Source organism: Stenotrophomonas rhizophila, assembly GCF_003751305.1.
Classification (GTDB): Bacteria; Pseudomonadota; Gammaproteobacteria; order Xanthomonadales; family Xanthomonadaceae; genus Stenotrophomonas; species Stenotrophomonas rhizophila_B.
In genome coordinates this window covers 1,747,976-1,769,972 of sequence record NZ_RJKV01000001.1, presented here as the reverse complement: position 1 = coordinate 1,769,972, position 21,997 = coordinate 1,747,976, and the positions used below count along the sequence as shown (strand labels likewise).

The following is a 21,997-nucleotide window of genomic DNA, read 5'->3' as shown; positions in this document are numbered from 1 at the left end:
ATGGTGGATGGGCGGCGGGGAGGCCAGATGACCGACAAACAGGCAGCGCCGGGCGACCGGCCGGGCCACAGTGGTGACGCCGAGGCTGCCCTGCCGGCCATGGCCGAGCACGCCCGTCGCCTGGAGATGATCATCGAGGGCACCGCGGCCGGTACCTGGGACTGGAACATTCCCGACGGCCTGATGCGGGTCAACGAACGCTGGGCGCAGATCGTTGGCTATACGCGGGAGGAGCTGGCGCCGATCACCCCGGAGACCTTCTTCCGGCTGGTCCATCCCGAGGATCTGGCGCAGTCCAATGCGCTGTTGGACGAGCATCTGCAAGGCCGCTCCGCGCATTACGAGAGTCTGTGCCGGATGCGCCACAAGCAGGGTCACTGGATCTGGGTGCAGGATCGCGGGCGCGTCTACGAGCGGGATGGGCAGGGCCGGCCGGTCTGGATGGCCGGCGCCCACGCCGATGTCACCGATCTGCAGCAGGCCCGGCAGGATGCGGCGGACATGCGGCAGCGGCTGCAGGCCGTGGTCGATGCGTCCGACGAAGTGGCGGTGATCGCCACCGACATCGACGGCGTGATCAATCTGTTCAACACCGGCGCGCAGAAGCTGCTGGGCTACGCCGCCGAGGAGGTGATCGGCCGGGTCGACCTGGGCCGGTTCCACGATCCGGATGAAATGCGTGCCTATCTGCAGGCCGACGCACCGGCGGACGGGCAAGTACCGAGCATCTTCCAGGCGCTCACCGCGCGCGCGACGCAGGGGACCTGGTCGCGTCAGTGGACCTTCGTGCGCAAGGACGGGGAACGCCGCCAGGTGCGCTTGTCGATCAGTCCGCTCGACGGTGCGGGCGGCCGGATCGGTTACGTGGGCATGGCGGTCGATCTGACCCCGCTGCTGGAAGTGCGCGAGCAGGCCCATGTGGCGGCCAAGAAGTTCGCCGGCGCGTTCTCATCGGCGGCGCTGGGCATGGCCCTGGTCTCGCTGGAAGGTCGCTGGCTGGACGTCAACGATGCGCTGTGCGGGATTCTCGGCTACACCCGCGCCGAACTGCTGCAGATCGATTTCCAGACGCTCACCCACGCCGATGACCTGAACACCGATCTGGCCCTGCTTGGCGACCTGCTGGCCGGGCGTCGCGACCACTACCACATGGAGAAACGTTACCTGGGCAAGGCCGGCAACCTGGTCTGGGGGCGCCTCTCGGTCTCGCTGGTGCGCTCGGAGAGTGGGGAGCCGCTGCATTTCGTGTCCCAGATCCAGGATGTGACGGTGCAGCGCCAGAGTGGCCAGCAACTGCGCGAATCCGAACAGCGGACCCGGGTCACACTGGATGCGGTAGCCGACATGGTGCTGACCCTGGACCTGCACGGTGGCATCCAGTACGCGAACGCGGCGGCCACGCGCGCGCTGGCCGGCGAGGGGGCCGAATCACTGGCCGGTGGTCAGCTCCAGGACGTCATGGAGCTGACCACCGAGTACGCACCGCGCTCGCCGTTGGACCTGGCCGTGCTGCTGGACCCGGAGAGCAATGCCGTCGACCTCCATTCGGATCTGCTGCTCTCGGTGGGCGCCCACCTGTTGCCGGTGGACGTCACCCGGGCCTGGCTGCGTGGCGAGGACGGGCAGACCACCGGCGCGGTCTGGGTCATCCGTGATGTCACCCAGCAGCGCGCCCGGCAGCGGGAAGCACGGCACCTGGCCGAAGTCGACCCGCTCACCGAACTGAGCAACCGGCGCGGGTTCGAAGCCCACCTGCAACAGGCCATCACCCGGGTTGCCCGGACGGGGCAGTCGGCGTCGCTGATGTATATCGACCTGGACCGGTTCAAGCCGGTCAACGATACCCATGGCCATCTCGCCGGCGATGCCGTGCTGTGGGCGGTGGCGAGTCTGCTGCGCCATGGGGTACGTGATTCGGACATCGTGGCGCGGCTGGGGGGCGATGAATTCGCGGTCATCCTGGCCGGCTGTTCGCTCAAGCGCGCGCGCCGGATCGCCAGCGACCTGCTGGAGTCCCTGCGCGGGCTGTCCATTCCCTGGGACCTGCAGCGGCTGAAGGTGGGCGCCAGCATCGGCATCGCCCGGATCGGTGGCAGCATGAGCGTGGACGATGCAGTGGCCGCCGCCGATGCGCAGTGCTACCGGGCCAAGGCGATGGGACGTGACAACGTGCAGGTGGAGACCCTGGTGGCGGGGGACGTGGAGGTGCTTGAGAGCCAGGACGGCTCGGAGGGTGGCGAGTGAGCCGGTGCGGGCTGAACCGCAGCGCGCCCTAAAGCTCGCGCAATCGCGGCCGTTATATGACTCGCAGTCATTGCCTGCACACTCACGTGGATATCTGGCTTTACACCTGTTCGAACGGTTCATTGCCGCCGCCTGTCGCGGTGTTTGAAGCGCACTGAAGTAACGTCAGCCCCACTGGCGATCTTCGTGAGTCCAGCCAACGGAATACCGCTACCGGGCCACCGCCCGGGGTTGACCTATTCGCTAAACGGACACCGAGGTCTAACGATGCTTACTTCAGGCTTGCACACGCATGTGCCCGACCGTGCCTCCGATAGAGGTGCATGGTCCCCGCGACACGCTTTCGCCGCATTGTTCGCTTCCCGCCGCGGCACGGAGGGCGCGGTCTCCGCCGCCCGACAGCGCCAGTGCGAGCTGGAAGACCAGGTCAAGGCCCTGCATCGGGTCCAGGCCGTGATCGAGTTCGACCTGGACGGCACCATCCTGCAGGCCAACGAGAACTTCCTGCAGACGCTCGGCTACACGCTGGGCGACATCCAGGGCAGGCACCACGCCATGTTCGTCGATCCCGAGTACGCCAAAAGCAGGGAATATCGGGACTTCTGGGCGAATCTGGGGCGTGGCGAATTCGATGCGGGCCAATACCGCCGCATCGGCAAAGGCGGCCGCGACATCTGGATCCAGGCGTCCTACAACCCGGTGTTCGACGCCGACGGGCGACCCTACAAGGTGGTCAAGTTCGCCACCGACATCACCGCGCAGAAATTCCAGGCCGCCGATTTTGCCGGCCAGTTGGCGGCGATCAACAAGTCCCAGGCGGTGATCGAGTTCGATCTCGACGGCCGCATCCTGGCCGCCAACGAAAACTTCCTCGCCGCCATGGGGTATACGCTGGACGAGGTGCGCGGCCAGCACCATTCGATGTTCGCCGAGCCTGGGTACCGCGACAGTGCCGAGTACCGTGCATTCTGGGCGAAACTCGGCCGTGGCGAGTACGACGCCGGCCAGTACAAGCGATTGGGCAAGAGCGGGCGCGAGGTCTGGATCCAGGCCTCGTACAACCCGATCTACGATATGAACGGTCGTCCGTTCAAGGTCGTCAAATATGCCACCGACATCACCGCCCAGGTGCGTGACACCCAGGCATTGCAGGAGGCCGTTGCACAGACGCGCGAAGTGGTGGCCGCCGCGCAGAGCGGGGACCTGACCGGGCACATCGCCACCCAGGACAAAACCGGCCCGATCGCCGAGCTTTGCGAGGGCATCAATGCGCTGGTCGAAGCGATGGCCGGCATCATCGCCCAGATCAAGCTGGCCGCAGATACTATCGCCGTGGGTGCCAGCGAGATCGCCGAAGGCAACAGCGACCTCTCCGTGCGCACCGAGCAGCAGGCGGCCGCCCTGGAAGAAACGGCCGTTTCGATGAAGGGACTGACGGCTACCGTGCGGCGGACGGCCGACAATGCCGTGCAGGCCAACCAGCTGGTGGGCGGGGCGGTGGAAGTGGCTGCGCAGGGTGGCCAGGTGGTGCACGAGGTGGTCTCGACCATGTCGCTGATCAACGACTCCTCGCGCCGCATCGTCGACATCATCGGGGTGATCGACGGCATCGCCTTCCAGACCAATATCCTTGCGCTCAATGCGGCCGTTGAAGCGGCGCGTGCCGGCGAGCACGGTCGCGGCTTTGCCGTGGTGGCGTCGGAAATCCGCTCGCTGTCGCAGCGCTCGGCCGAGGCGGCCAAGGAGATCAAGCAGCTGATCGGGGATTCGGTCGAGAAGGTGGGCGCGGGCACGCGCCAGGTCGAAAGTGCCGGGCGCACGATGGACGAGATTGTCGTCAGTGTGAGGCGGGTGAGCGATCTGATGGCCGACATCAGTACGGCCGCGCGTGAGCAGAGCGACAGCATCGAGCAGATCAACCAGGTGGTCGAGCATATCGACGAGAGCACCCAGCAGAATGCCGCCCTGGTGGAGGAAGCCTCGGCCGCCGCGCGCAGCATGGAAGAGCAGTCCACCCAGTTGCTGCAGACGGTGGCGGCCTTCCGGGTGGGGACGACGGGTGCGGTGGCGCGAGCGGCGGCGGCCAATGCCGTGCACGGGGGGCAGCCGCCGTTGCGGCTGGTCTGAGTTGGTTTACGCAATAGCTGAAGGCCAGAGCCCCTGGATCTGGCCTTCAGGCGGCCCGACGTCGGGCGGGGGGAGCTGAGTACGCCAATCTGGAACGCAATGCGCGCTTATCGTCGCTCAGGCGCATCGATCCTTCTCTCTCACGTACTCCCAGCCGCACAGTGATGGCGCCGTTGATAGGTCCATCCGGCTATGAACGACGCTTGGCGGGAAGTCGTCCTGGAGCTCCACAAAGGAGCGATCACTGCAGATGTTGCCGGGGAAAACCGCCAGACATGTCGATCCCGGTTGCTTGCTCGATCGAAACAGAACGCCCTCATAGCCGGCCCACTTGAGCATGAGGCCAAAGCGCTGACTCGGTGACGGTAAACCGAACTGGACGGGCCATGCTCGCCAGTTGACGTCCTGCAGGTTGGTCTGGAGACGGGCCGGCGTACGAATGAGCAGGCTCCCGGGCTTGCCAAGTCGCAATGCTCTCGCGAGCCGGACCAGTTCATCTGGCACGGTGAGCTTGGCAAGAATCTTCGCGACAGGTCTGAGGTTCTCGATATTTCGAACGTCGAACACCCTCTCAATCCTGCCATGGATGCGCACCGTCGTATCACTCTTTCGCAGGCTCATTTCCGCCGCGGTCAGTCCGGTTGCTTTCATCTTTTCAGATGAGGACTGGTAGCACTCGCGGAACGCAGTTTCATGCGAGTCACCGATGTACAACGCCGGAAAAATCACGGCCGCACCAGATTCGTCGCAGTCGTTCCCGATATTGAATCGGCCGCCTATGGAGCGCACGCTCCCTGCGGCTGAAAGTGGATCGCAGGAGTATCGATACTGAACCATGCGAGCCCAGCTATGGAATTCAAAGGCCGGCGCAGGCTTTGAATTTAGCGCATCTATCAGCTCATCCCTGCGACGTAAGCGTTCACCTTCAAGGCCGTGATAAAGGGCGTCGTGAAGGTCATCAAGCTCTCGGGAGCGCTTCTTCCACACCTCCAGATCAGATTCAGAGAATCTATCGAGGACATGAATCGTTGCAGGAAAGTCGTTCGGAACACCGTGCAGAGGGACAGGCTGTTTCGACCTCCGTGCCATGGACTCTCAGGCCTGATCCTCTTGAATTGCCGTAACAATAAAGCGGCGCAAACGATCGTGTCTACCAAGCCGGATCATGTCGCGTGGTGCGATGTCACCTAGCAGCGGGTTCCTGGTACGAAACCAGAGAGCAGTCTTTGCTGCATCGCCTTCGAAGATGTCCGCCACCATGTTGGCAACGGCACCGATCTCCTCCAGTCGTTCCCTGACAGCCTTCGGCTCGCCGTCGTCCCAGCGGACGGAGGCAACCGCAACAGATGCGATCTTCGAGACTGCATTGCGGTCCAGCTGCATGAACTCTGCAACCTTCTTGGGCTCGAATTCGGTGCCTTTCCCGAAATGCAACGAGTCCCTGAGCGGGACGCTACGGAAGAGCGGGGCGGTTTGCATGGCAAGCCAAGCGGGGGCGGGATTGGCGGAGTATTGCACACCTCGCGCAGCGATGCACCACGAGGAAAACAATAATTGACCACGTTTAGAACGGACTTAAATCCTTATTCAACATAAGGTTAGCGCGCATCTTTGCCCGGGTGGAGATGGTTCGGGGGCGGAAGGTGTGGCGCGTCCCGACGTCCGACCGTTTGCGGCGTCATTGCGCATGGGTTCCCTGACGGGGGGCAAGCCCGCCTCAAACGAAAAAACCCCGCCTAAGCGGGGTCTCATCTCCGCTGATTGCGGAGCGCGTCATTCTTTGCAGAGTGCTTCTGACCATCCAGAAACCCCGCAAACCATTGGTGCCGAAGGTGGGACTCGAACCCACACGCTTTTAAGGGCGGCGGATTTTGAGTCCGCTGCGTCTACCGATTCCGCCACTTCGGCTGGCTGGCCGCGTAGTGTATACAAAATTCACACATCTGTGCAGACCTGAATGCTTAAGTTCCTGTCAGGGTTTCACCTACACAGGACGCTATACTCATCGCGCTGAACCATACAGGGAGTCGTCATGAGCGCGCTGCAGGATCTTCGGGTACTGGTGGTCGAGAACGACGAAATGAGCGCGGCCCTGCTGCAGATGCAACTGGTCCAGTCCGGCGCCATCGTGGTCGGGCTGGCGGCCTCGGTGGGCGAGGCGTTACGCCTGCTGGGCGAGACCCAGCCGCAGGTTGCCCTGCTGGACTATCGGCTGGCCAACAACGAAACCAGCGAGCCCGTCGCCCAGGCATTGGCGGCGCGCCAGATTCCCTTCGTGCTGGCGACCGGCATGGCCACCGCGCATCTGCCCGACGCCTTCCGCTCGGGCGTGATTCTGAGCAAGCCGTATTTGACCGCTGAATTGAACGCTGCCCTGGCGCGCGCGCAGGTCGGCGATTCGGTCGCCGGCTGAGCAGCGCTCACGCGGCTTCGGCGTGGGCGAGTGTGACCGGCTCGCGGTCGTCCAGGATCCGGTACAGCGCCGCAAGGTCCTGCGGATCCGGGTTCAACCAGGCATCCAGATGCGCCGGCCGGATCGGCACAATGCAGCGGTCATGGCCGGTGCGCGCCACGTCCATCGGCGGCGCGTCGGTAATGGCGGCAAACGACAGCAGCCGGCCTTCCGGCCCTTCCCACTCCGACCACAGGCAGGCGATCAGCAGGTCGCGCGGCGGCTGCGGGCTGAATTCCAGGACAACATTCTCGGCTTTTTCGCCTGGCGACAGCAGCCGCTGTTCCAGGGCGTGCCGCGGCACGTGCTCGTAGAACGATTGCACCACCACCACGCCATGCTGATGGCCAAACGCGGATTTCCAATACGCCTCGAGGCTGTCGCGGCGCGCGTTGTAGGTGCCGGGATACAGCACGTCGTTGCGCGCGGGCTTGTCCGGCAGCCGGCATTGGTAGCGCATCGGTTTGATCACGCGCTGGCCCTGCTCGGACACGATCACCGGTGCGTACACGCCTGGGAAGATGCGGCTGTCGCGTGGTACCAGACCGGCGCGCTGCAGATCGGACAGGCGTGTCTGTGCGCGGTCGATGCGGTTGCCCGCGACGCGTACCTCGTTGCGTGCCTTCTGTGTGGCGCGCGCGACCAGTTGCGCCTCGGCCGCCCTCAATCGCGCTCCCTGCAGCCGAACTTCTTCGTCGAGTGCCTGCATTTCCTCGGCATGCCACTGCTGGATCCGCGCCACGATCTCCTGGCCTTGGGGCGTGCGCGCGCCAGCGAAGCCATCGTCCATCGCCTTGGGGGTTTTGGGTCGCTGTTTGCCGGCGTCGTGGGCATACAGCTGGGCGAATTCGTCCAGCGACAGCATGGCGCCGTACTCACGGACCAGCTTGGTGTAGTCGGCACGGATCTGGGCGGAATAGCACATGGCAGGCAAACAGGGCGGGCAGGGGGACAGGATAGGCCTGTGGGTCGCACATCCTGCGAATCCGTTCGGGCATGCTGAGCGTCCATTCAGTACTGGATCCGCGTCATGTCGCTGCCCGTTGGTGTTCACTGCATTCCGTTGCCGCCCAGCGTGGAGGAGTACCGCGCGCTGCGGGTACTCGCCGGGCTGAGCCCCAAGACGGCCGAGGCGGCGGCACGTGGCCTGCCCAACACGGTCTTCGGTGTGAGCCTGCGCGAGGGGGATCGGCTGTTGGCCATGGGCCGGATCATCGGCGACGGTGGCTGCTTCCTGCAGGTGGTGGATATCGCGGTCGTGCCTGACCGCCAGGGGCAGGGCCTGGGCAAGGCCGTGATGCGTCGGCTGGATGGCTGGCTGCGGGAGAATGCGGTCGGTGCGTATGTGAGCCTGATTGCCGATGGCCAGGCGCACCGCCTGTATGCGCAGTTCGGTTTTGCCTTGACCGCGCCGCGATCGGCAGGGATGGCCAAGGTCGTAGCGTAAGGCCCATAAACAAACAGCCCCGACCGAAGTCAGGGCTGTTTGTTTGAAGCTGGCGTCCCCACGGGGATTCGAACCCCGGTCGCCACCGTGAAAGGGTGATGTCCTAGGCCTCTAGACGATGGGGACGCGTTAAACCGAATTTTTGGCTTCTATCGGACGGCCTGTGTCCGGAGAAGTGGTGGAGCCAGGCGGGATCGAACCGCCGACCTCCTGCATGCCATGCAGGCGCTCTCCCAGCTGAGCTATGGCCCCACAGTTGTGCTGCGAGCCGCCTATCATAGCGGCGGTCTTGCCGAATGGGAAGGGGTTCGTCAAACAAAAAGCCCCGACCGAGGTCAGGGCTGTTTGTTTGAAGCTGGCGTCCCCACGGGGATTCGAACCCCGGTCGCCACCGTGAAAGGGTGATGTCCTAGGCCTCTAGACGATGGGGACGCGTTAAACCGAATTTTGGCTTCTATCGGACGGCCTGTGTCCGGAGAAGTGGTGGAGCCAGGCGGGATCGAACCGCCGACCTCCTGCATGCCATGCAGGCGCTCTCCCAGCTGAGCTATGGCCCCACGTTGTACCGCGAGCCGCCTAGTATATCTGCCTGTTCACGTTTGTGGAAGCCTTTGAGGCATCCGCATCGCAACCGCAGTAGGCGGTGAACAAAAAGACCCGGCATGCCGGGCCTCGGTGTTCTTCTGATGAGTGGCGTCCCCACGGGGATTCGAACCCCGGTCGCCACCGTGAAAGGGTGATGTCCTAGGCCTCTAGACGATGGGGACGCATAAACTCATCAAATTGTTCAGCACACCCGAACGGCCTAAGGTCCGGAGTGGTGGAGCCAGGCGGGATCGAACCGCCGACCTCCTGCATGCCATGCAGGCGCTCTCCCAGCTGAGCTATGGCCCCACGATGCTGGAGGCGGAATTCTACGCGGCCGTGAAGCGTTCGCCAAGTCTTTTTTCTGAAATAACGAACAAAGCATGCACGCAGTGTCCAACGGCAGAGGCTGGCCTTTGCCCAGGCGAGTGCATCGACAGGCACGCGAGAAAACACGCCGCCGATGACGACCATGGATTGTGGTGTCACAAACAAAAAGCCCCGACCGAGGTCAGGGCTTAGTGCGTTGCAATTGGCGTCCCCACGGGGATTCGAACCCCGGTCGCCACCGTGAAAGGGTGATGTCCTAGGCCTCTAGACGATGGGGACGCACGAAAACTTCAAATTTTGTCACTGCAATCTGATCGGCCTAATGATCGGATTGGTGGAGCCAGGCGGGATCGAACCGCCGACCTCCTGCATGCCATGCAGGCGCTCTCCCAGCTGAGCTATGGCCCCACGTCGTGAGGAGCGAAATCATAGCGACGACGTTTTGGATTGGCAAGGGAAAAGTGAAGAAAGTTCATCATGCATGCGCGCTCATCGGCTGGGCAGTCGTTGATGGCGTAGACGCAATGCGTTGCTGATCACCGATACCGAACTCAAGCTCATCGCAACCGCGGCCAACATCGGCGACAACGCGATGCCGAGCGGATACAGCACGCCGGCCGCAACCGGAATGCCCAGCCCGTTGTAGAGAAACGCAAAACCCAGGTTCTGGCGCATGTTGCGCACGCTCGCCGTCGATAGCTGGCGTGCACGCAGGATGCCGCGCAGGTCGCCTTTCACCAGCGTGACCTGCGCGCTCGACATCGCCACGTCGGTGCCGTTGCCCATCGCGATACCGACATCGGCACTCGCCAGTGCCGGGGCGTCGTTGATGCCATCGCCGGCCATCGCCACCTTGCGCCCCTGCGCCTGCAGCGAACGGATCAGCTCGGCCTTGTCGGCGGGGCGCATCTCACCGTGCACCTCATCCAGGCCGAGCTCCGCGGCGACCGCGTTGGCCGTGGCGAGGCCATCGCCGGTCGCCATGACGATACGCAGGCCATCGCGATGCAACTGCGCGATCGCCTCAGCGGTGGAGGCCTTGATCGGATCGGCCACGGCGAGCAGACCGCCGAGTCGACCATCCACCGCGAGGTACATCACGCTTGCCGCGGCAGCACGCAGGTGCTCGGCATCGTCACGCAACGCGTCCAGCGCAATGCCGTGCGCATCCATCAGTGCCGTATTGCCCAGCAACAATCGCTTGCCCTCGACCACACCCTGTACGCCCATGCCGGTGAGTGAATCGAAATCGACCACCTGGGCCAGCGTGACACCACGCGCACGCGCTTCGGCAACGATCGCTGCGGCCAGCGCATGTTCACTGCCTTGGTCCAGGCTCGCCGCCCAGCGCAACACCGCAGCGGCGTCGAACGGTGCAACCGCCTGCACCGCGCGGAATGCCGGCCGGCCTTCCGTCAGCGTGCCGGTCTTGTCGATCACCAGCGTGTCGATCTGGCGCAGTGCTTCAATCGCCTCTGCATCGCGGAACAACACGCCATGCTGCGCGGCCCGGCCGGTGGCGACCATGATCGTCATCGGCGTCGCCAGCCCAAGCGCGCAGGGGCAGGCGATGATCAACACCGCCACAGCGCTCAGCACGGCGTGCGTCCAGGACGGTTCCGGCCCGAACAGACCCCAGCCGAAGAAGGTGATCACCGCGACGGAAAGCACGGCGAGTACGAACCAGTACGCGACGGTGTCGGCCATGCGCTGCATCGGCGCACGCGAGCGCTGGGCCTGCGCCACCAACTGCACGATCTGCGCCAGCATGCTGTCTTCGCCGAGGCGGTCGGCACGGATCACCAGGCTGCCGGTGCCGTTGAGGGTGGCGCCGATCACCGTGTCACCGACGGCCTTGCCGACCGGGACGGGTTCGCCGGTGAGCATCGATTCATCGATGGAGGAGCGGCCTTCCAGCACTGTGCCATCCACCGGTACTTTCTCACCGGGGCGGACGCGCAGGCGATCGCCGGGTTGCAGGGCGGTGATGTCCACGTCCTCTTCGTGGCCATCGTCGCGCAGGACGCGGGCGGTTTTCGGCGCCAGGCCGAGCAGTGCCTTGATCGCGGCAGAGGTCTTGGCACGCGCCCGCAGCTCCATCAGCTGGCCCAACAGGGTCAGCGAGATGATCACGGCAGCGGCTTCGAAATACACCCCGACATGCCCATGCTGCTGGAACGAGGGTGGGAACAGGCCCGGTGCGATCGTGGCGACCACGCTGTAGCCATAGGCGGCCAGTACACCGGTCCCGATCAGCGTCCACATGTTCGGACTGCGGTTGCGGATCGACTGCGCCCAACGTTGCAGGAACGGCCAGCCGGCCCACAGCACCACCGGAGTAGCCAGCGCCAACTCGATCCACACCCGCAGGTCAGGCGACAAGCCATGCAGCAGCGGCGTCATCGCCAGCATGGCCAGCGTCATCGTGGCCACACTCAGTGGCAGGCTCCACCAGAAACGCCGGCGGAAGTCGGTGAGTTCCGGGTTTTCGCCCTCGTCGAGGGTGGGCATCATCGGCTCCAGCGCCATGCCGCAGATGGGGCAGGTGCCCGGGCCTTCCTGCACGATCTCCGGGTCCATCGGGCAGGTGTACAGCGTGCCGGCCGGCACCGGCTCGGCCACATGCGAGGAGGGATCCAGGTAGCGCTGGGGATCGGTGATGAACTTGCGCCGGCATCCGTCGCTGCAGAAGTGGTAGTCGCTGCCGTCATGCCGGGCGTGATGGGCGGTGGTGGCGGGATCAACCGCCATGCCGCAGACCAGGTCTGTCACGGTGTTGGCACCGGCGGCCGCCTTGGTGCTGCAGCAACTGCCGCCGCCATGCGCGTGGGGAGTGCTCATGCGCGCGTCTCCGTCAGCGCCGCAAGGATTGGACACTGCTCCAGATCGCCATGGCCGGGGCACGCATCCACCAACTGCTTGAGCGCGGCGTGCATCCGCTGGAGTTCGCGGATGCGTGTCTCGATGTCGGCGAGTTTGACCACCGCGCTGTCGCGGACCTGGGCCATATCCTGGCCGCGTTGATCGCTGAGGCCGAGCAGTTCGCCGATTTCCTCCAGGGTGAAGCCCAATGCCTTGGCCCGCCGGATGAACTGCAGGCGGGTGAGGTCGTTGGCGCTGAAGACGCGGTAGCCGCCCGCGCTGCGTTGCGCAGTGGGAAGCAGGTGCTGCCGCTCGTAGTAGCGGACGGTATCGATAGGTACGCCGGCCTGGCGTGCGAGCTGTCCAATGTTCATGACCACCTCCTGGATGACGGGGTCATTCTGAACCTTGGAGTCTGGTCAAGAGTCAAGCCTTACTGAAACCCCACTGAAAATTCAGTCCGCGTGAAATTTGCAACTAGTTGCATGGCTGTCCATCCGGGACGGCCGTAGCCTCAGGCCATCTTACGTACCGCCCAGGTGTGCCGGGCCCCACGCCCGGCCGCAATGTTTCAGGAGTTTGGCCATGGATGCACCCCGTAACACGCTCCAGCCCGATCGCCGGCTGGACACCCCGACCCTGATGGAAGTGGCTGTAGTGGAATTTCCTGGCAGCCTGCGTGCTGCCGCGTCGGTGTTGTCCGAGCTGGCCCAGCGCTGCAATCGCACCGTCGCGGCAGGACGGCGCACCGGTGCGCGGATGCTGGTGACCCGCTGGACGATGTCCTCACGCGGCATGCAGCGCGTCGCCGGTGCCGAACTGTTCGGCGATGCGTTTCCCACGATCATCGTGATCCCGGGCAGCGAGTCCAGCTGGGCAATGGCGCCGCCGGATGAGCGCCTGCTGGCCTGGCTGCGTGAATGCCATGAGGGCTGCAGCCTGCTGGCCGGCTGCGACGAAGGGGGGCTGCTGCTGGCCGCTTCCGGCGTGCTGGCGGGCCGCTCGGTGAGTGTGCCCGATCCCGCGCGCTGCCCGGCACTGCGCACGATGGTGCCCAGCTGGCTGCCCAGTGAGCGCACCCTGGTTGACGATGGCGATCTGCTCACTGCCGCCGGGCAGGAGGCGTGGAAGTACCTCAGCCTGCGTCTTCTGGCCCGTGTGTACGGCCAGAGTGTGATGAACACGGTGATCCAGCAGCTCCAGCTGATGATTCCGCGCAGCGAGCTGGACGACCTGGAGCGCTTCAGCCCCAACTTCGCGCATGGCGACCGCTGCGTACTCAAGGCACAGCGCTGGCTGCACGGCATCGCCGCCCGTGGCGTGGGCCTGGACGACATCTGTACGCAGGCCGGGCTCGAGCCGCGCACGCTGCAGCGGCGTTTCCTGAAGGCCACCGGCATGCGCCCGATCGAATACTGCCAGCGGTTGCGCATCGCCAAGGCGCAGCTGCTGCTGCAGAGCGGGGGCGTGGTCGACCAGGTGGCGTGGGCGGTGGGTTACTCCGATCAGAGCGCGTTCCGCCGTCTGTTCCTGCGCATCGTCGGGCTGACACCGGCGCGTTATCGGCGGCAGGTGGCGGCGCAGCACCGCGAGCGTGCTACCAGCGGCCCATCCGGACGGCTGGCGGAGCCGATCCGCTCGGCTGCCTGAATCGTGCAAGGTCTTCGTGCTTGATCCCCCAGGGCCTTGCGGTGACCATGCCCGCGGGCCCCATGCAATGCAGCTGTCGCCCGGAAACAACCTGGGCGACGGTGGAGACGACGAATGATCAGTAGTGCAGGCCCGGTACCGCTTGCGGTGGTGTGGGTATTGGTGGCCACCGGTATCGCGATGCTGGTGGCCAGCGTCATGCGGGGGACGACAACCGAAGGCGCGCCGCGTCCTCGGTCGGTGGTGGTGGACATGCTGCTGCTGGGCATGCTGGCGGGACGCGCCGGCTTTGTGATCCGGCATGCGGGCGACTATGCCGCCGATCCCTGGGCGATGCTGCGGATCGGCGATGGTGGATTCCTTCTGTGGCCGGCGCTGCTGGTGGGGTTGGGATGGGGTGCATGGCGTCTGCGTCGCTGGCCCGCACTGCGCCGTCGCGTGGGTGCCGCTGCGCTGGCGGGTCTGCTGAGCTGGGCGGTGCTGTCGACCGGTGCCGGGTGGCTTCAGCAATCACGGGTGACGTTGCCGGCGATCACGCTGAGCTCGTTGGAGGGGCGCCCGACCGCGCTGAACGATACGCAGGGCAAGCCGGTGGTGATCAATCTCTGGGCCAGCTGGTGCGGCCCGTGCCGCCGCGAAATGCCGGTGCTCGCCCGCGCGCAGCAGCGCCACCCGGATATCGGATTCCTGTTCGTCAACCAGGGGGAAACGCGCGACGAGGTCAACGCGTTCATGGCGGCCGAGCAGCTGTCGCTGCACAACGTACTGCTTGATGAAGACGCGCTCACCGCCGAGCAGCTGCAGGTCCACGCGTATCCGACTACCCTGTTCTTCGATGGGCAGGGCCGCCTGCGGCACCTGCACCTGGGCGAGCTGACCGCCGCGGGCCTGCAATCCAAGCTCGACGATCTGTAACGGTCGCGGGTCGTTTGTTCCATGAATCCTGGAGTTTCCATGACGTTGAATTCCCCGCGCACGCTGGTCACCGCGTTGCTCATCGCACTGGCCGGTTGCAGCCAGGCGCAGACGCCGAAGGCCGGCGATGCGGCAACGGTGCCAGCCGGCGGTGATCGCCCAGCGGTTCTGAAGGGCATCGAGAAGCATGGCTTTGAAGTGATCGGCGAGTTCGATGCGCCGGGTGGGCTGCGCGGGTTCGCCGGCGTGGTCGGCGGGCAGCAGCCGGCGGCCGCATATGTAACCGCAGACGGCAAGCACGTCGTGGTCGGCAGCCTGTTCGATGCCAACGGCCAGGACGTGGGCGAGGCACCGCTGGAAAAACTGGTGGCCAAGCCGATGTCCGAGCGTGCCTGGAAGAAGCTCGACGAGAGTGCCTGGGTGCGCGATGGCCGCGCCGACGCCCCGCGCGTGGTCTACACCTTCAGCGATGCCAATTGCCCCTACTGTCATCGCTTCTGGGAAGCGGCGCGCCCGTGGGTCGACGCCGGCAAGGTGCAGTTGCGCCACGTCATGGTCGGCGTCATCCGCGAAGACAGCCCGGCCAAGGCCGCGGCCATTCTTACTGCGCCCAACCCCAGCGCTGCACTGCTGGAGAACGAGCGGCTGTTTGACCGCGGCGGCATCAAGCCGACGGCGTCGTTGACCGCCGAGGTAGCCAACAAGCTTGATGCCAATCAGGTCTTGATGATCGAACTGGGCTTCCAGGGCACTCCGGGCATCCTGTTCAAGGATGCGCAGGGCATGGTGCAGCGCCGCTCGGGCATGCCGCAGGGCGATGACATGACGGTGGTGCTCGGTTCGCGCTGAGCGGCCCTTCATACGCTGCATCCCGCGCCGGGTCCTGCTCGGCGCGATGCGTCATGCCTTGCGCTGCAGTGTGGTGCGATCAAGTTGATCTGAATCAAGGCCGCGTTTGCGTGGATCGCTACGCTGGCCTCCATGCGCACTCTCCTGCATTGCCTGGCCCCTCCCGCAAGCGCGCGCGTTCAGTCAGGAAACTGCCTTCAGACGTTCACGACCTTCTCACTGCCCGCTTGGTACTCAAGCCGCTGGCAGCGCTGCGCTGGCAGTGTTGCCCTCAGGGATGAGGGGATCCCGTGCGAGCGTACCCATGGCCCGCGACGTCATCGACGCCGGCTGGCGAGGGTGCATCCGGCTGTGTACGGGTCATGGAGGATGGGGTGATGCGCTTTGCTGTGTGGACGATCGCATGCGTGGCAGCGGTGGCTGCCGCGCCGGTGAATGCACAGGATTCGGCCGCGGCATTGCGGCAGGACATCCAGACACTCCGGCAGACGCTGGACCAGATGGAGCGACGCCTGCAGGCGATCGAATCGGGGAAGCCTCCGCCCACCCAGACGCGGATCGCGGCCCCCGCGGTACCCGGCACGATGGATCTTCCCGCTGCACCCCCGGCCGCGTTGGCGGCCCAGGCACAGGTGCCGGGCATGGGCCAGGCGATCCTCCCGCAACGCGACTCCGTTGCGGATCCGTCCACCGCCGCGTCCCGCCCGGACAGCGCTGCCGGTCCGACCGATCCCGAGCTGAAAGGCTTCTTCGCGATCCCCAACACCGACACCCTGATCCGCATCGGCGGCTACGCCAAGCTTGATGCGATCGCCGATGCGCGTGCGGCCGGCGACCAGGAACAGTTCATCACCTCGTCCATTCCGGTCGGCAGCGCGCACCGCGATGTCGCCAATTTCACCCTGCATGCCAAGCAGACCCGCTTCAGCTTCGAAGCACGGCGCCCGACCACGCATGGCAACCTGCGCTTCTATCTGGAGAACGACTTCTTCGGCAGCAGTGACAGCTATCAGTTCCGCCTGCGCCATGCTTACGGGCAGCTCGGTAATACCTACGCCGGCTATGGCTATTCGACCTTCATGGATGCCGACAGCCTGCCCGACACCCTGGATTTCGCCGGACCAGGTGGGGCGGGCTACCTGCTGGTGGCCGGCATCCACCATAGCTTCGCGATGGGCAAGGGCAACACGCTGACCGTGGCTGCCGAAGATCCGGATACCCAGTTGAGCAACCCTGCCGCGGGGATCATGCCGGTCGATCAACTGCCGGATGTCACCGTTACCGCCCGCATGGAGCGCGACTGGGGCCATCTGCAGTTGGGTGCGGTCGCACGCAGCCTCGGCTACGACGGTGATGCCGGTGATGGGCGTCGTGTCGCCGGTGGCCTGCAGCTCAGCGGCTCGGCTGCGGTGGGCGAACAGGACCTGCTGCTGTTCGGCATGCTCGGCGGCAAGGGCCTGGCGCGCTACACGGCCGATCTCACCGGCTCGGGCATGGATGCGGTGGTGACCGCAGACGGGCGCCTGCAGGCGTTGTCGCTGTACGGCGGCTTCGTCGGGTACACGCACTACTGGTCGCCGCTCTGGCGCTCGAACCTGATCTACGGCCAGCTCACCAGCGGACGCAACGCGGCGCTGGCTGCCGATGCGTTCCGCCAGAGCCGCTATGGCGTCTTCAACCTGCTCTGGAGCCCGGCGCCGTCCTGGACGATGGGCATGGAACTGCTCTACGGACAACTGGAAGAGCAAAGCGGGCAACGCGGCGACACGATGCGGCTGCAGGGCAGCCTGCAATACAACTTCATCAAGTAACTCCCTCCGCCCGGCATGACCGGGCCCCTGCCTGGCAAAGGAGCAAGCGTCATGGCACAAGCAAAGAAAATCGGGGTCGTCGGCGCCACCTTCCTGGTGGCCGGCAACATGATGGGGTCGGGGGTGTTCCTGCTGCCCTCCAGCCTGGCCAAGATCGGCACCGCCTCGATCTGGGGCTGGCTGATCACCACCGCCGGTGCGCTGCTGCTGGCCTTCGTGTTCGCCAAGCTCGGCAAACTGGCGCCCAAGGCCGGTGGACCGTATGCCCATGCGCGTGACTGGTTCGGACCCTACATGGGCTTCCAGACCAACGCCGTCTACTGGTTCGCCAACTGGATCGGCAATGTCGCCATCCCGATCGCAGCGGTGGGCTACTTCAGCTACTTCTTCCCGATCCTGTCCGAACCACTCCCGCGCTGCATCGCGGTGCTGGCGCTGGTGTGGGCGCTGAGCTTCGCCAACGTCATCGGCCCGTCGTTCGTCAGCAAGCTGCAGACGGTGACCACCAGCTTCGCGCTGGTGCCGATCCTGGGTATCGCGATCTTCGGCTGGTTCTTCTTTGATCCGACCATTTTCAAGGGGGCCTACAACGTCTCCGGTGAATCCAATTTCGGCGCGATCTCCAGTGCAGCGGCGTTGACGCTGTGGGCCTTCATCGGCGTGGAATCGGCGTCGGTGACCGCCGGTGTGGTCGAGAACCCGGAGAAGAACGTGGCCCGCGCGACGCTGGCCGGCGTGTTCCTGGCCGCGATCGCCTACATCGCCAGCTCCTCGGTGATCATGGGCATGGTGCCCAATGGCGACCTGCAGGTGTCCGATGCGCCGTTCGCGCTGGCGGCGGCCAATGCGGTGGGCGGCTGGGGCGGGGCGCTGGTGAGTCTGTGCGCCTTCGTGGGGGCGGCCGGCTCGCTCGGTGGCTGGATCCTGCTGACCGCGCAGAGTGCCAAGGCGGCCTCGGATGACGGCCTGTTCCCCAGCATCTTCAGCAAGACCAACAAGAACGATGTGCCGGTCAAGGGCGTGCTGATCGTGGCGGTACTGATGACCCTGGCGGTGCTGGTCACCTCCACGTCCAAGACCGCCTCGGCCCAGTTCGATGTGATCACCTCCGCGGCGGTGGTGTTGACCCTGCTGCCGTACATCTACTCCTGCGTGGCCTGCTATTTCGTGGTGGAGCGCTCGCACACGCTGGTCCATACCGGCGCGTTCTGGCTGCTGACCAGTGTCACCGTCGTGTACTGCCTGTGGGCGATCTTCGGCTCGGCCGGCAACATCGTGCAGTACGCCTTCCTGTTCGTGTTGTTCATCACGGTGTTCTATCCGTTCTTCAGCGAGGAGCGTCGCCGCCAGCGCGGCCAGCTGCCCGCGCTTGACGCCGCCGTCCGCACGACGCTTTCGTGATCTTCCCCCAGGAGAATCCCTGTGTACTTCAAGTCCCTTGATTACCCGATCATCGTCATCGACGACGACTACGAATCCCCGCGCATCGGCGGCATCCTGATCCGTGCGCTGGTGGACGAGTTGCGCAAGAACGACCAGCGCGTCCTATGCGGCCTGACCCTGGCCGATGCGCAGGCCGGTGCGCGCACCTATGTGGCGGCCTCGGCGGTGCTGATCTCCATCGATGGCACCGAGGAAAATCCCGAGCAGTTCCAGCGGCTGCTGGGCTTCCTGCGCGAGCAGACGGCCCGGCGCGCCAACCTGCCGGTCTTTCTGTACGGCGAACGGCGCACCATCGAGAAGGTGCCGAGCAAGCTGCTGAAATTCGTGCACGGCTACATCTTCCTGTTCGAAGACACCAAGAGCTTCATCTCTCGCCAGGTGATGCGTGCGGCCGAAGACTACATGGCCAATCTGCTGCCACCATTCTTCAAGGCCCTGATCCACCACACGGCCGAGTCCAACTACTCCTGGCACACGCCGGGGCATGCCGGCGGCGTAGCGTTCACCAAGTCGCCGGTCGGGCGTGCGTTCCACCAGTTCTACGGCGAGAACACGCTGCGCAGCGATCTGTCGATCTCGGTGCCGGAGCTCGGTTCACTGCTCGATCACACCGGCCCGATCAAGGAGGCCGAGAACGAGGCGGCGCGCAACTTCGGCGCCGACCATACCTTCTTCGTCACCAACGGCACCTCCACCGCCAACAAGATCGTCTGGCACGGGACCGTGGGGCGGGGCGATGTGGTGTTCGTCGACCGCAACTGCCACAAGTCGCTGCTGCACTCGCTGATCATGACCGGCGGCATCCCGGTGTACTTCACTCCGAGCCGCAACGCGCACGGCATCATCGGCCCGATCAGCCTGGATCAGTTCACCCCCGCGTCGCTGCAGCAGGCCATCGCCGCCAACCCGCTGGCCAGCAAGGCGTACAAGGCCGGGTCAAAGCCGCGCATCGCGGTGGTGACCAACTCGACCTACGACGGGCTCTGCTACAACGCGGAAAAAATCGCCGAGGAAATCGGCAGTGCGGTCGACTTCCTGCATTTCGACGAAGCCTGGTATGCCTACGCTGCCTTCCATCCGTTCTACGAGAACCATTACGGCATGGCCAAGGGCAAGCCGCGCGAGCAGGATGCGATCATCTTCACCACGCACTCCACGCACAAGCTGCTGGCCGCGTTCTCGCAGGCCTCGATGATCCACGTGCGCAATGCGGCCTCCCGTGAGCTCGATGCGGAGCGCTTCAACGAAGCCTTCATGATGCACACCACGACCAGCCCGCATTACGGGGTGATCGCCGCGTGCGATGTAGCCTCGAAGATGATGGAAGGGGCGGCCGGTGAGTCGCTGGTGCAGGAGATGCACGACGAAGCGATCGCCTTCCGCCGCGCGATGCTGCACGTGCGCGAGGATCTGGGTCGCGACGATTGGTGGTTCAGCGTCTGGCAGCCGGACAAGCTGGAGCGCTCGCTGGCCAAGGGCGATGCGCCGGCCCCGATGGTGGCCAAGCGCAGCGAGTGGTACCTGCAGCCGGGCGCGCACTGGCACGGCTTTGATGGCCTGGTCGACGACTACGTGCTGATCGATCCGATCAAGGTGACCCTGCTCACGCCGGGGCTGTCGATGGACGGCGAGATGGGCCAGCGCGGCATTCCGGCTGCGGTACTGAGCAAGTTCCTGTGGACCCGTGGCATCACGGTGGAGAAGACCAACCTCTATTCGGTGCTGTTCCTGTTCTCGATGGGCATCACCAAGGGCAAGTGGAGCACCCTGGTCACCGAGTTGATGGCCTTCAAGGAGCTCTACGACAGCAACGCGCCGCTGACCCGCGCATTGCCGCAGCTCGCCGCCGAGTTCCCGATCGCCTACGCCGGCTGGGGCCTGCGCGATCTGTGCGATGCGCTGCATGCCTTCAACGATGAGTTCGGCGTGGCCCAGGTGATGCGCGCGATGTACGTGGATCTGCCCGAACCGGTGATGACCCCGGCCGAGGCTTACGACCACCTGGTGCGCGGCCAGATCGAGCGGGTCGATATCGAGCAGATCAGCGGTCGTATTGCCGGCACCATGCTGGTGCCGTATCCGCCTGGCATTCCGACCATCATGCCGGGTGAGCGCTTCGGCGCCAGCGATGAGCCGATCATCCAGTCGCTGCGGATCGCCCGCGAGCAGAACGCGCGCTTCCCGGGCTTCGAGTCGGATGTGCACGGGCTTATCATCGACACCGACGGCGACGCGCCGAGCTACAAGGTGGAGGTGCTGAAGGTCTGACGCCTGCGCGGAGGACCTTCGGCCAGCGATGGATACAGCACGCGAGCAGCGGGTCCTCACATTCTCCATCGGGGTGACGATGGCGGTCAGCGCCATCGGCTTCATCGGCGGCCTGTTGGTGGGATCGCAGGCCATCCTGTTCGACGGCGTCTACAGCCTGGTGGATGTGGCGCTGACCCTGGTGGCGCTGTCGGTGCTGCGGCTGGTGGCGCGGGAAGAAAGCCCGCGCTTCCAGTATGGGTACTGGCACCTGGAGCCGATGGTGGAGGCGCTCGGCGGCGCGATCCTGTCGCTGGCCTGCATCTATGCGTTGGCCAACTCGGTGATCGGGCTGACCACCGGGGGCCATGAGGTCAAGGCTGGGCCTGCGCTGCTGTGGGCCGCCGTACTGTGCGTGAGCAACCTGGCCATGGCGGCGTTCGTGCGTACCCGTGCGATGCAGCTGCGTTCGGCGCTGCTGTGGCTGGACGTGCGCGCTTGGCTGCTCAGCGGGCTGATGAGCCTGGCCGTGGTGTTGGCGTTCGCGATCGCGCTGCTGCTGCGCGGTGGCGAGCACGCCCACTGGATTCCCTACCTGGATCCACTGGTGCTGGCCGCAATCAGTGTCGCGGTGCTGCCGGTACCGCTGCGCAGCGCCTGGAAGGCCATGCGCGAAGTGCTGCAGGTGGCGCCGGATACGCTGGATGCGCGCGTGCAGGCGGTGATGAAGGACTTCGTCGCCGAGCACGGCTACCTGGATTTCACCAGCCACGTGGCCAAGATGGGCCGCATGCGGTTCGTGGAAATCCACATCCTGACCCGTCCGGAAACGGTGATCGGCACCATCGGCAACGTGGACGCGATGCGCGACGAGATCGCCGAGCGATTGGATGCGCGCGGCAGCGAGTTCTGGCTGACCATCGATTTCACGGCCGATCCGGCCTGGACCTGAGGCCGGGGACGGGACTCAGTTCTGGCAGCTCTGCACGGGCAATGCGACGGCGCATCGCAGCGTTGCAGTGCGCGCCGTTGACC

16 protein-coding genes and 9 tRNA genes are annotated in these 21,997 nt (G+C 65.1%); 11 read left to right on the top strand and 14 right to left on the bottom strand.

Features of this window, described 5'->3' with window-relative positions:
- Positions 1 to 27: 27 nt before the first annotated feature.
- Both EDF74_RS07985 and EDF74_RS07980 read left to right on the top strand, forming a co-directional pair.
- On the top strand, positions 28 to 2,244 hold the full coding sequence (locus tag EDF74_RS07985) for a PAS domain S-box protein (RefSeq protein ID WP_123729548.1): 2,217 nt from the start codon (positions 28 to 30) through the stop codon (positions 2,242 to 2,244).
- A 267-nt stretch (positions 2,245 to 2,511) separates the two neighbouring features.
- A complete protein-coding gene (locus tag EDF74_RS07980) occupies positions 2,512 to 4,371 on the top strand; it encodes a methyl-accepting chemotaxis protein (protein WP_123729547.1) in 1,860 nt (619 codons plus the stop codon).
- Positions 4,372 to 4,488: 117 nt separating this feature from the next.
- Here the strand turns inward: EDF74_RS07980 and EDF74_RS07975 are convergent, their stop codons facing one another.
- The 3 genes from EDF74_RS07975 to EDF74_RS07965 all read right to left on the bottom strand — a co-directional run bounded on the left by EDF74_RS07975 (position 4,489) and on the right by EDF74_RS07965 (position 6,279).
- Positions 4,489 to 5,358: an RES family NAD+ phosphorylase gene (locus EDF74_RS07975; protein WP_221180335.1), complete on the bottom strand. Its 870-nt coding sequence runs from the start codon at positions 5,356 to 5,358 to the stop codon at positions 4,489 to 4,491.
- 108 nt (positions 5,359 to 5,466) lie between these two features.
- The gene (locus EDF74_RS07970; protein ID WP_221180334.1) at positions 5,467 to 5,850 is read right to left on the bottom strand and encodes a hypothetical protein; all 384 of its coding nucleotides are present in this window, start codon (positions 5,848 to 5,850) and stop codon (positions 5,467 to 5,469) included.
- Positions 5,851 to 6,192: 342 nt separating this feature from the next.
- A tRNA-Leu gene (locus tag EDF74_RS07965) sits at positions 6,193 to 6,279 on the bottom strand.
- A 124-nt stretch (positions 6,280 to 6,403) separates the two neighbouring features.
- On the opposite strand from EDF74_RS07965, the gene EDF74_RS07960 reads away from it, so the two are divergent.
- On the top strand, positions 6,404 to 6,784 hold the full coding sequence (locus tag EDF74_RS07960; RefSeq protein WP_123729545.1) for a response regulator: 381 nt from the start codon (positions 6,404 to 6,406) through the stop codon (positions 6,782 to 6,784).
- Between the two features lie 7 nt (positions 6,785 to 6,791).
- Here the strand turns inward: EDF74_RS07960 and EDF74_RS07955 are convergent, their stop codons facing one another.
- Positions 6,792 to 7,748: an SOS response-associated peptidase family protein gene (locus EDF74_RS07955; protein WP_123729544.1), complete on the bottom strand. Its 957-nt coding sequence runs from the start codon at positions 7,746 to 7,748 to the stop codon at positions 6,792 to 6,794.
- A gap of 105 nt (positions 7,749 to 7,853) precedes the next feature.
- On the opposite strand from EDF74_RS07955, the gene EDF74_RS07950 reads away from it, so the two are divergent.
- A complete protein-coding gene (locus tag EDF74_RS07950) occupies positions 7,854 to 8,270 on the top strand; it encodes a GNAT family N-acetyltransferase (protein WP_123729543.1) in 417 nt (138 codons plus the stop codon).
- A 50-nt stretch (positions 8,271 to 8,320) separates the two neighbouring features.
- Here EDF74_RS07950 and EDF74_RS07945 read toward each other — a convergent pair.
- From EDF74_RS07945 to EDF74_RS07900, 10 genes are all read right to left on the bottom strand, one after another.
- A tRNA-Glu gene (locus EDF74_RS07945) sits at positions 8,321 to 8,396 on the bottom strand.
- A 50-nt stretch (positions 8,397 to 8,446) separates the two neighbouring features.
- Positions 8,447 to 8,522 (bottom strand) — tRNA-Ala (locus tag EDF74_RS07940).
- A 104-nt stretch (positions 8,523 to 8,626) separates the two neighbouring features.
- Positions 8,627 to 8,702: transfer RNA gene (locus EDF74_RS07935), tRNA-Glu, on the bottom strand.
- Between the two features lie 49 nt (positions 8,703 to 8,751).
- Positions 8,752 to 8,827 (bottom strand) — tRNA-Ala (locus EDF74_RS07930).
- A gap of 134 nt (positions 8,828 to 8,961) precedes the next feature.
- Positions 8,962 to 9,037: transfer RNA gene (locus EDF74_RS07925), tRNA-Glu, on the bottom strand.
- A 51-nt stretch (positions 9,038 to 9,088) separates the two neighbouring features.
- Positions 9,089 to 9,164, bottom strand: a tRNA-Ala gene (locus EDF74_RS07920).
- A 224-nt stretch (positions 9,165 to 9,388) separates the two neighbouring features.
- Positions 9,389 to 9,464, bottom strand: a tRNA-Glu gene (locus tag EDF74_RS07915).
- A 53-nt stretch (positions 9,465 to 9,517) separates the two neighbouring features.
- Positions 9,518 to 9,593, bottom strand: a tRNA-Ala gene (locus EDF74_RS07910).
- Positions 9,594 to 9,674: 81 nt separating this feature from the next.
- A complete protein-coding gene (locus tag EDF74_RS07905; RefSeq protein WP_123729542.1) occupies positions 9,675 to 12,026 on the bottom strand; it encodes a heavy metal translocating P-type ATPase in 2,352 nt (783 codons plus the stop codon).
- Positions 12,023 to 12,421 (bottom strand): heavy metal-responsive transcriptional regulator, encoded by a 399-nt coding sequence (locus tag EDF74_RS07900; RefSeq protein WP_123729541.1) that lies wholly within the window; start codon positions 12,419 to 12,421, stop codon positions 12,023 to 12,025. The genes EDF74_RS07905 and EDF74_RS07900 overlap by 4 nt, the downstream gene beginning before the upstream one ends.
- Before the next feature lie 211 nt (positions 12,422 to 12,632).
- On the opposite strand from EDF74_RS07900, the gene EDF74_RS07895 reads away from it, so the two are divergent.
- From EDF74_RS07895 to EDF74_RS07865, 7 genes are all read left to right on the top strand, one after another.
- Positions 12,633 to 13,697 carry a GlxA family transcriptional regulator gene (locus EDF74_RS07895; RefSeq protein ID WP_123729540.1) on the top strand — a complete coding sequence of 355 codons (1,065 nt, stop codon included), beginning with the start codon at positions 12,633 to 12,635 and terminating at the stop codon, positions 13,695 to 13,697.
- A gap of 114 nt (positions 13,698 to 13,811) precedes the next feature.
- Complete coding sequence (locus tag EDF74_RS07890; protein WP_123729539.1) at positions 13,812 to 14,612, top strand: TlpA disulfide reductase family protein; 801 nt, start codon at positions 13,812 to 13,814, stop codon at positions 14,610 to 14,612.
- Between the two features lie 39 nt (positions 14,613 to 14,651).
- Positions 14,652 to 15,461: a thiol:disulfide interchange protein DsbG gene (gene dsbG, locus EDF74_RS07885; protein ID WP_184997131.1), complete on the top strand. Its 810-nt coding sequence runs from the start codon at positions 14,652 to 14,654 to the stop codon at positions 15,459 to 15,461.
- Positions 15,462 to 15,838: 377 nt separating this feature from the next.
- Positions 15,839 to 17,272 carry a DcaP family trimeric outer membrane transporter gene (locus tag EDF74_RS07880; RefSeq protein ID WP_123729537.1) on the top strand — a complete coding sequence of 478 codons (1,434 nt, stop codon included), beginning with the start codon at positions 15,839 to 15,841 and terminating at the stop codon, positions 17,270 to 17,272.
- Between the two features lie 51 nt (positions 17,273 to 17,323).
- On the top strand, positions 17,324 to 18,673 hold the full coding sequence (gene adiC / locus EDF74_RS07875; RefSeq protein ID WP_123729536.1) for an arginine/agmatine antiporter: 1,350 nt from the start codon (positions 17,324 to 17,326) through the stop codon (positions 18,671 to 18,673).
- Between the two features lie 21 nt (positions 18,674 to 18,694).
- A complete protein-coding gene (locus EDF74_RS07870; protein WP_123729535.1) occupies positions 18,695 to 20,983 on the top strand; it encodes an Orn/Lys/Arg decarboxylase N-terminal domain-containing protein in 2,289 nt (762 codons plus the stop codon).
- A gap of 28 nt (positions 20,984 to 21,011) precedes the next feature.
- A complete protein-coding gene (locus EDF74_RS07865; RefSeq protein WP_123729534.1) occupies positions 21,012 to 21,914 on the top strand; it encodes a cation diffusion facilitator family transporter in 903 nt (300 codons plus the stop codon).
- The last annotated feature ends 83 nt before the right edge of the window (positions 21,915 to 21,997 follow it).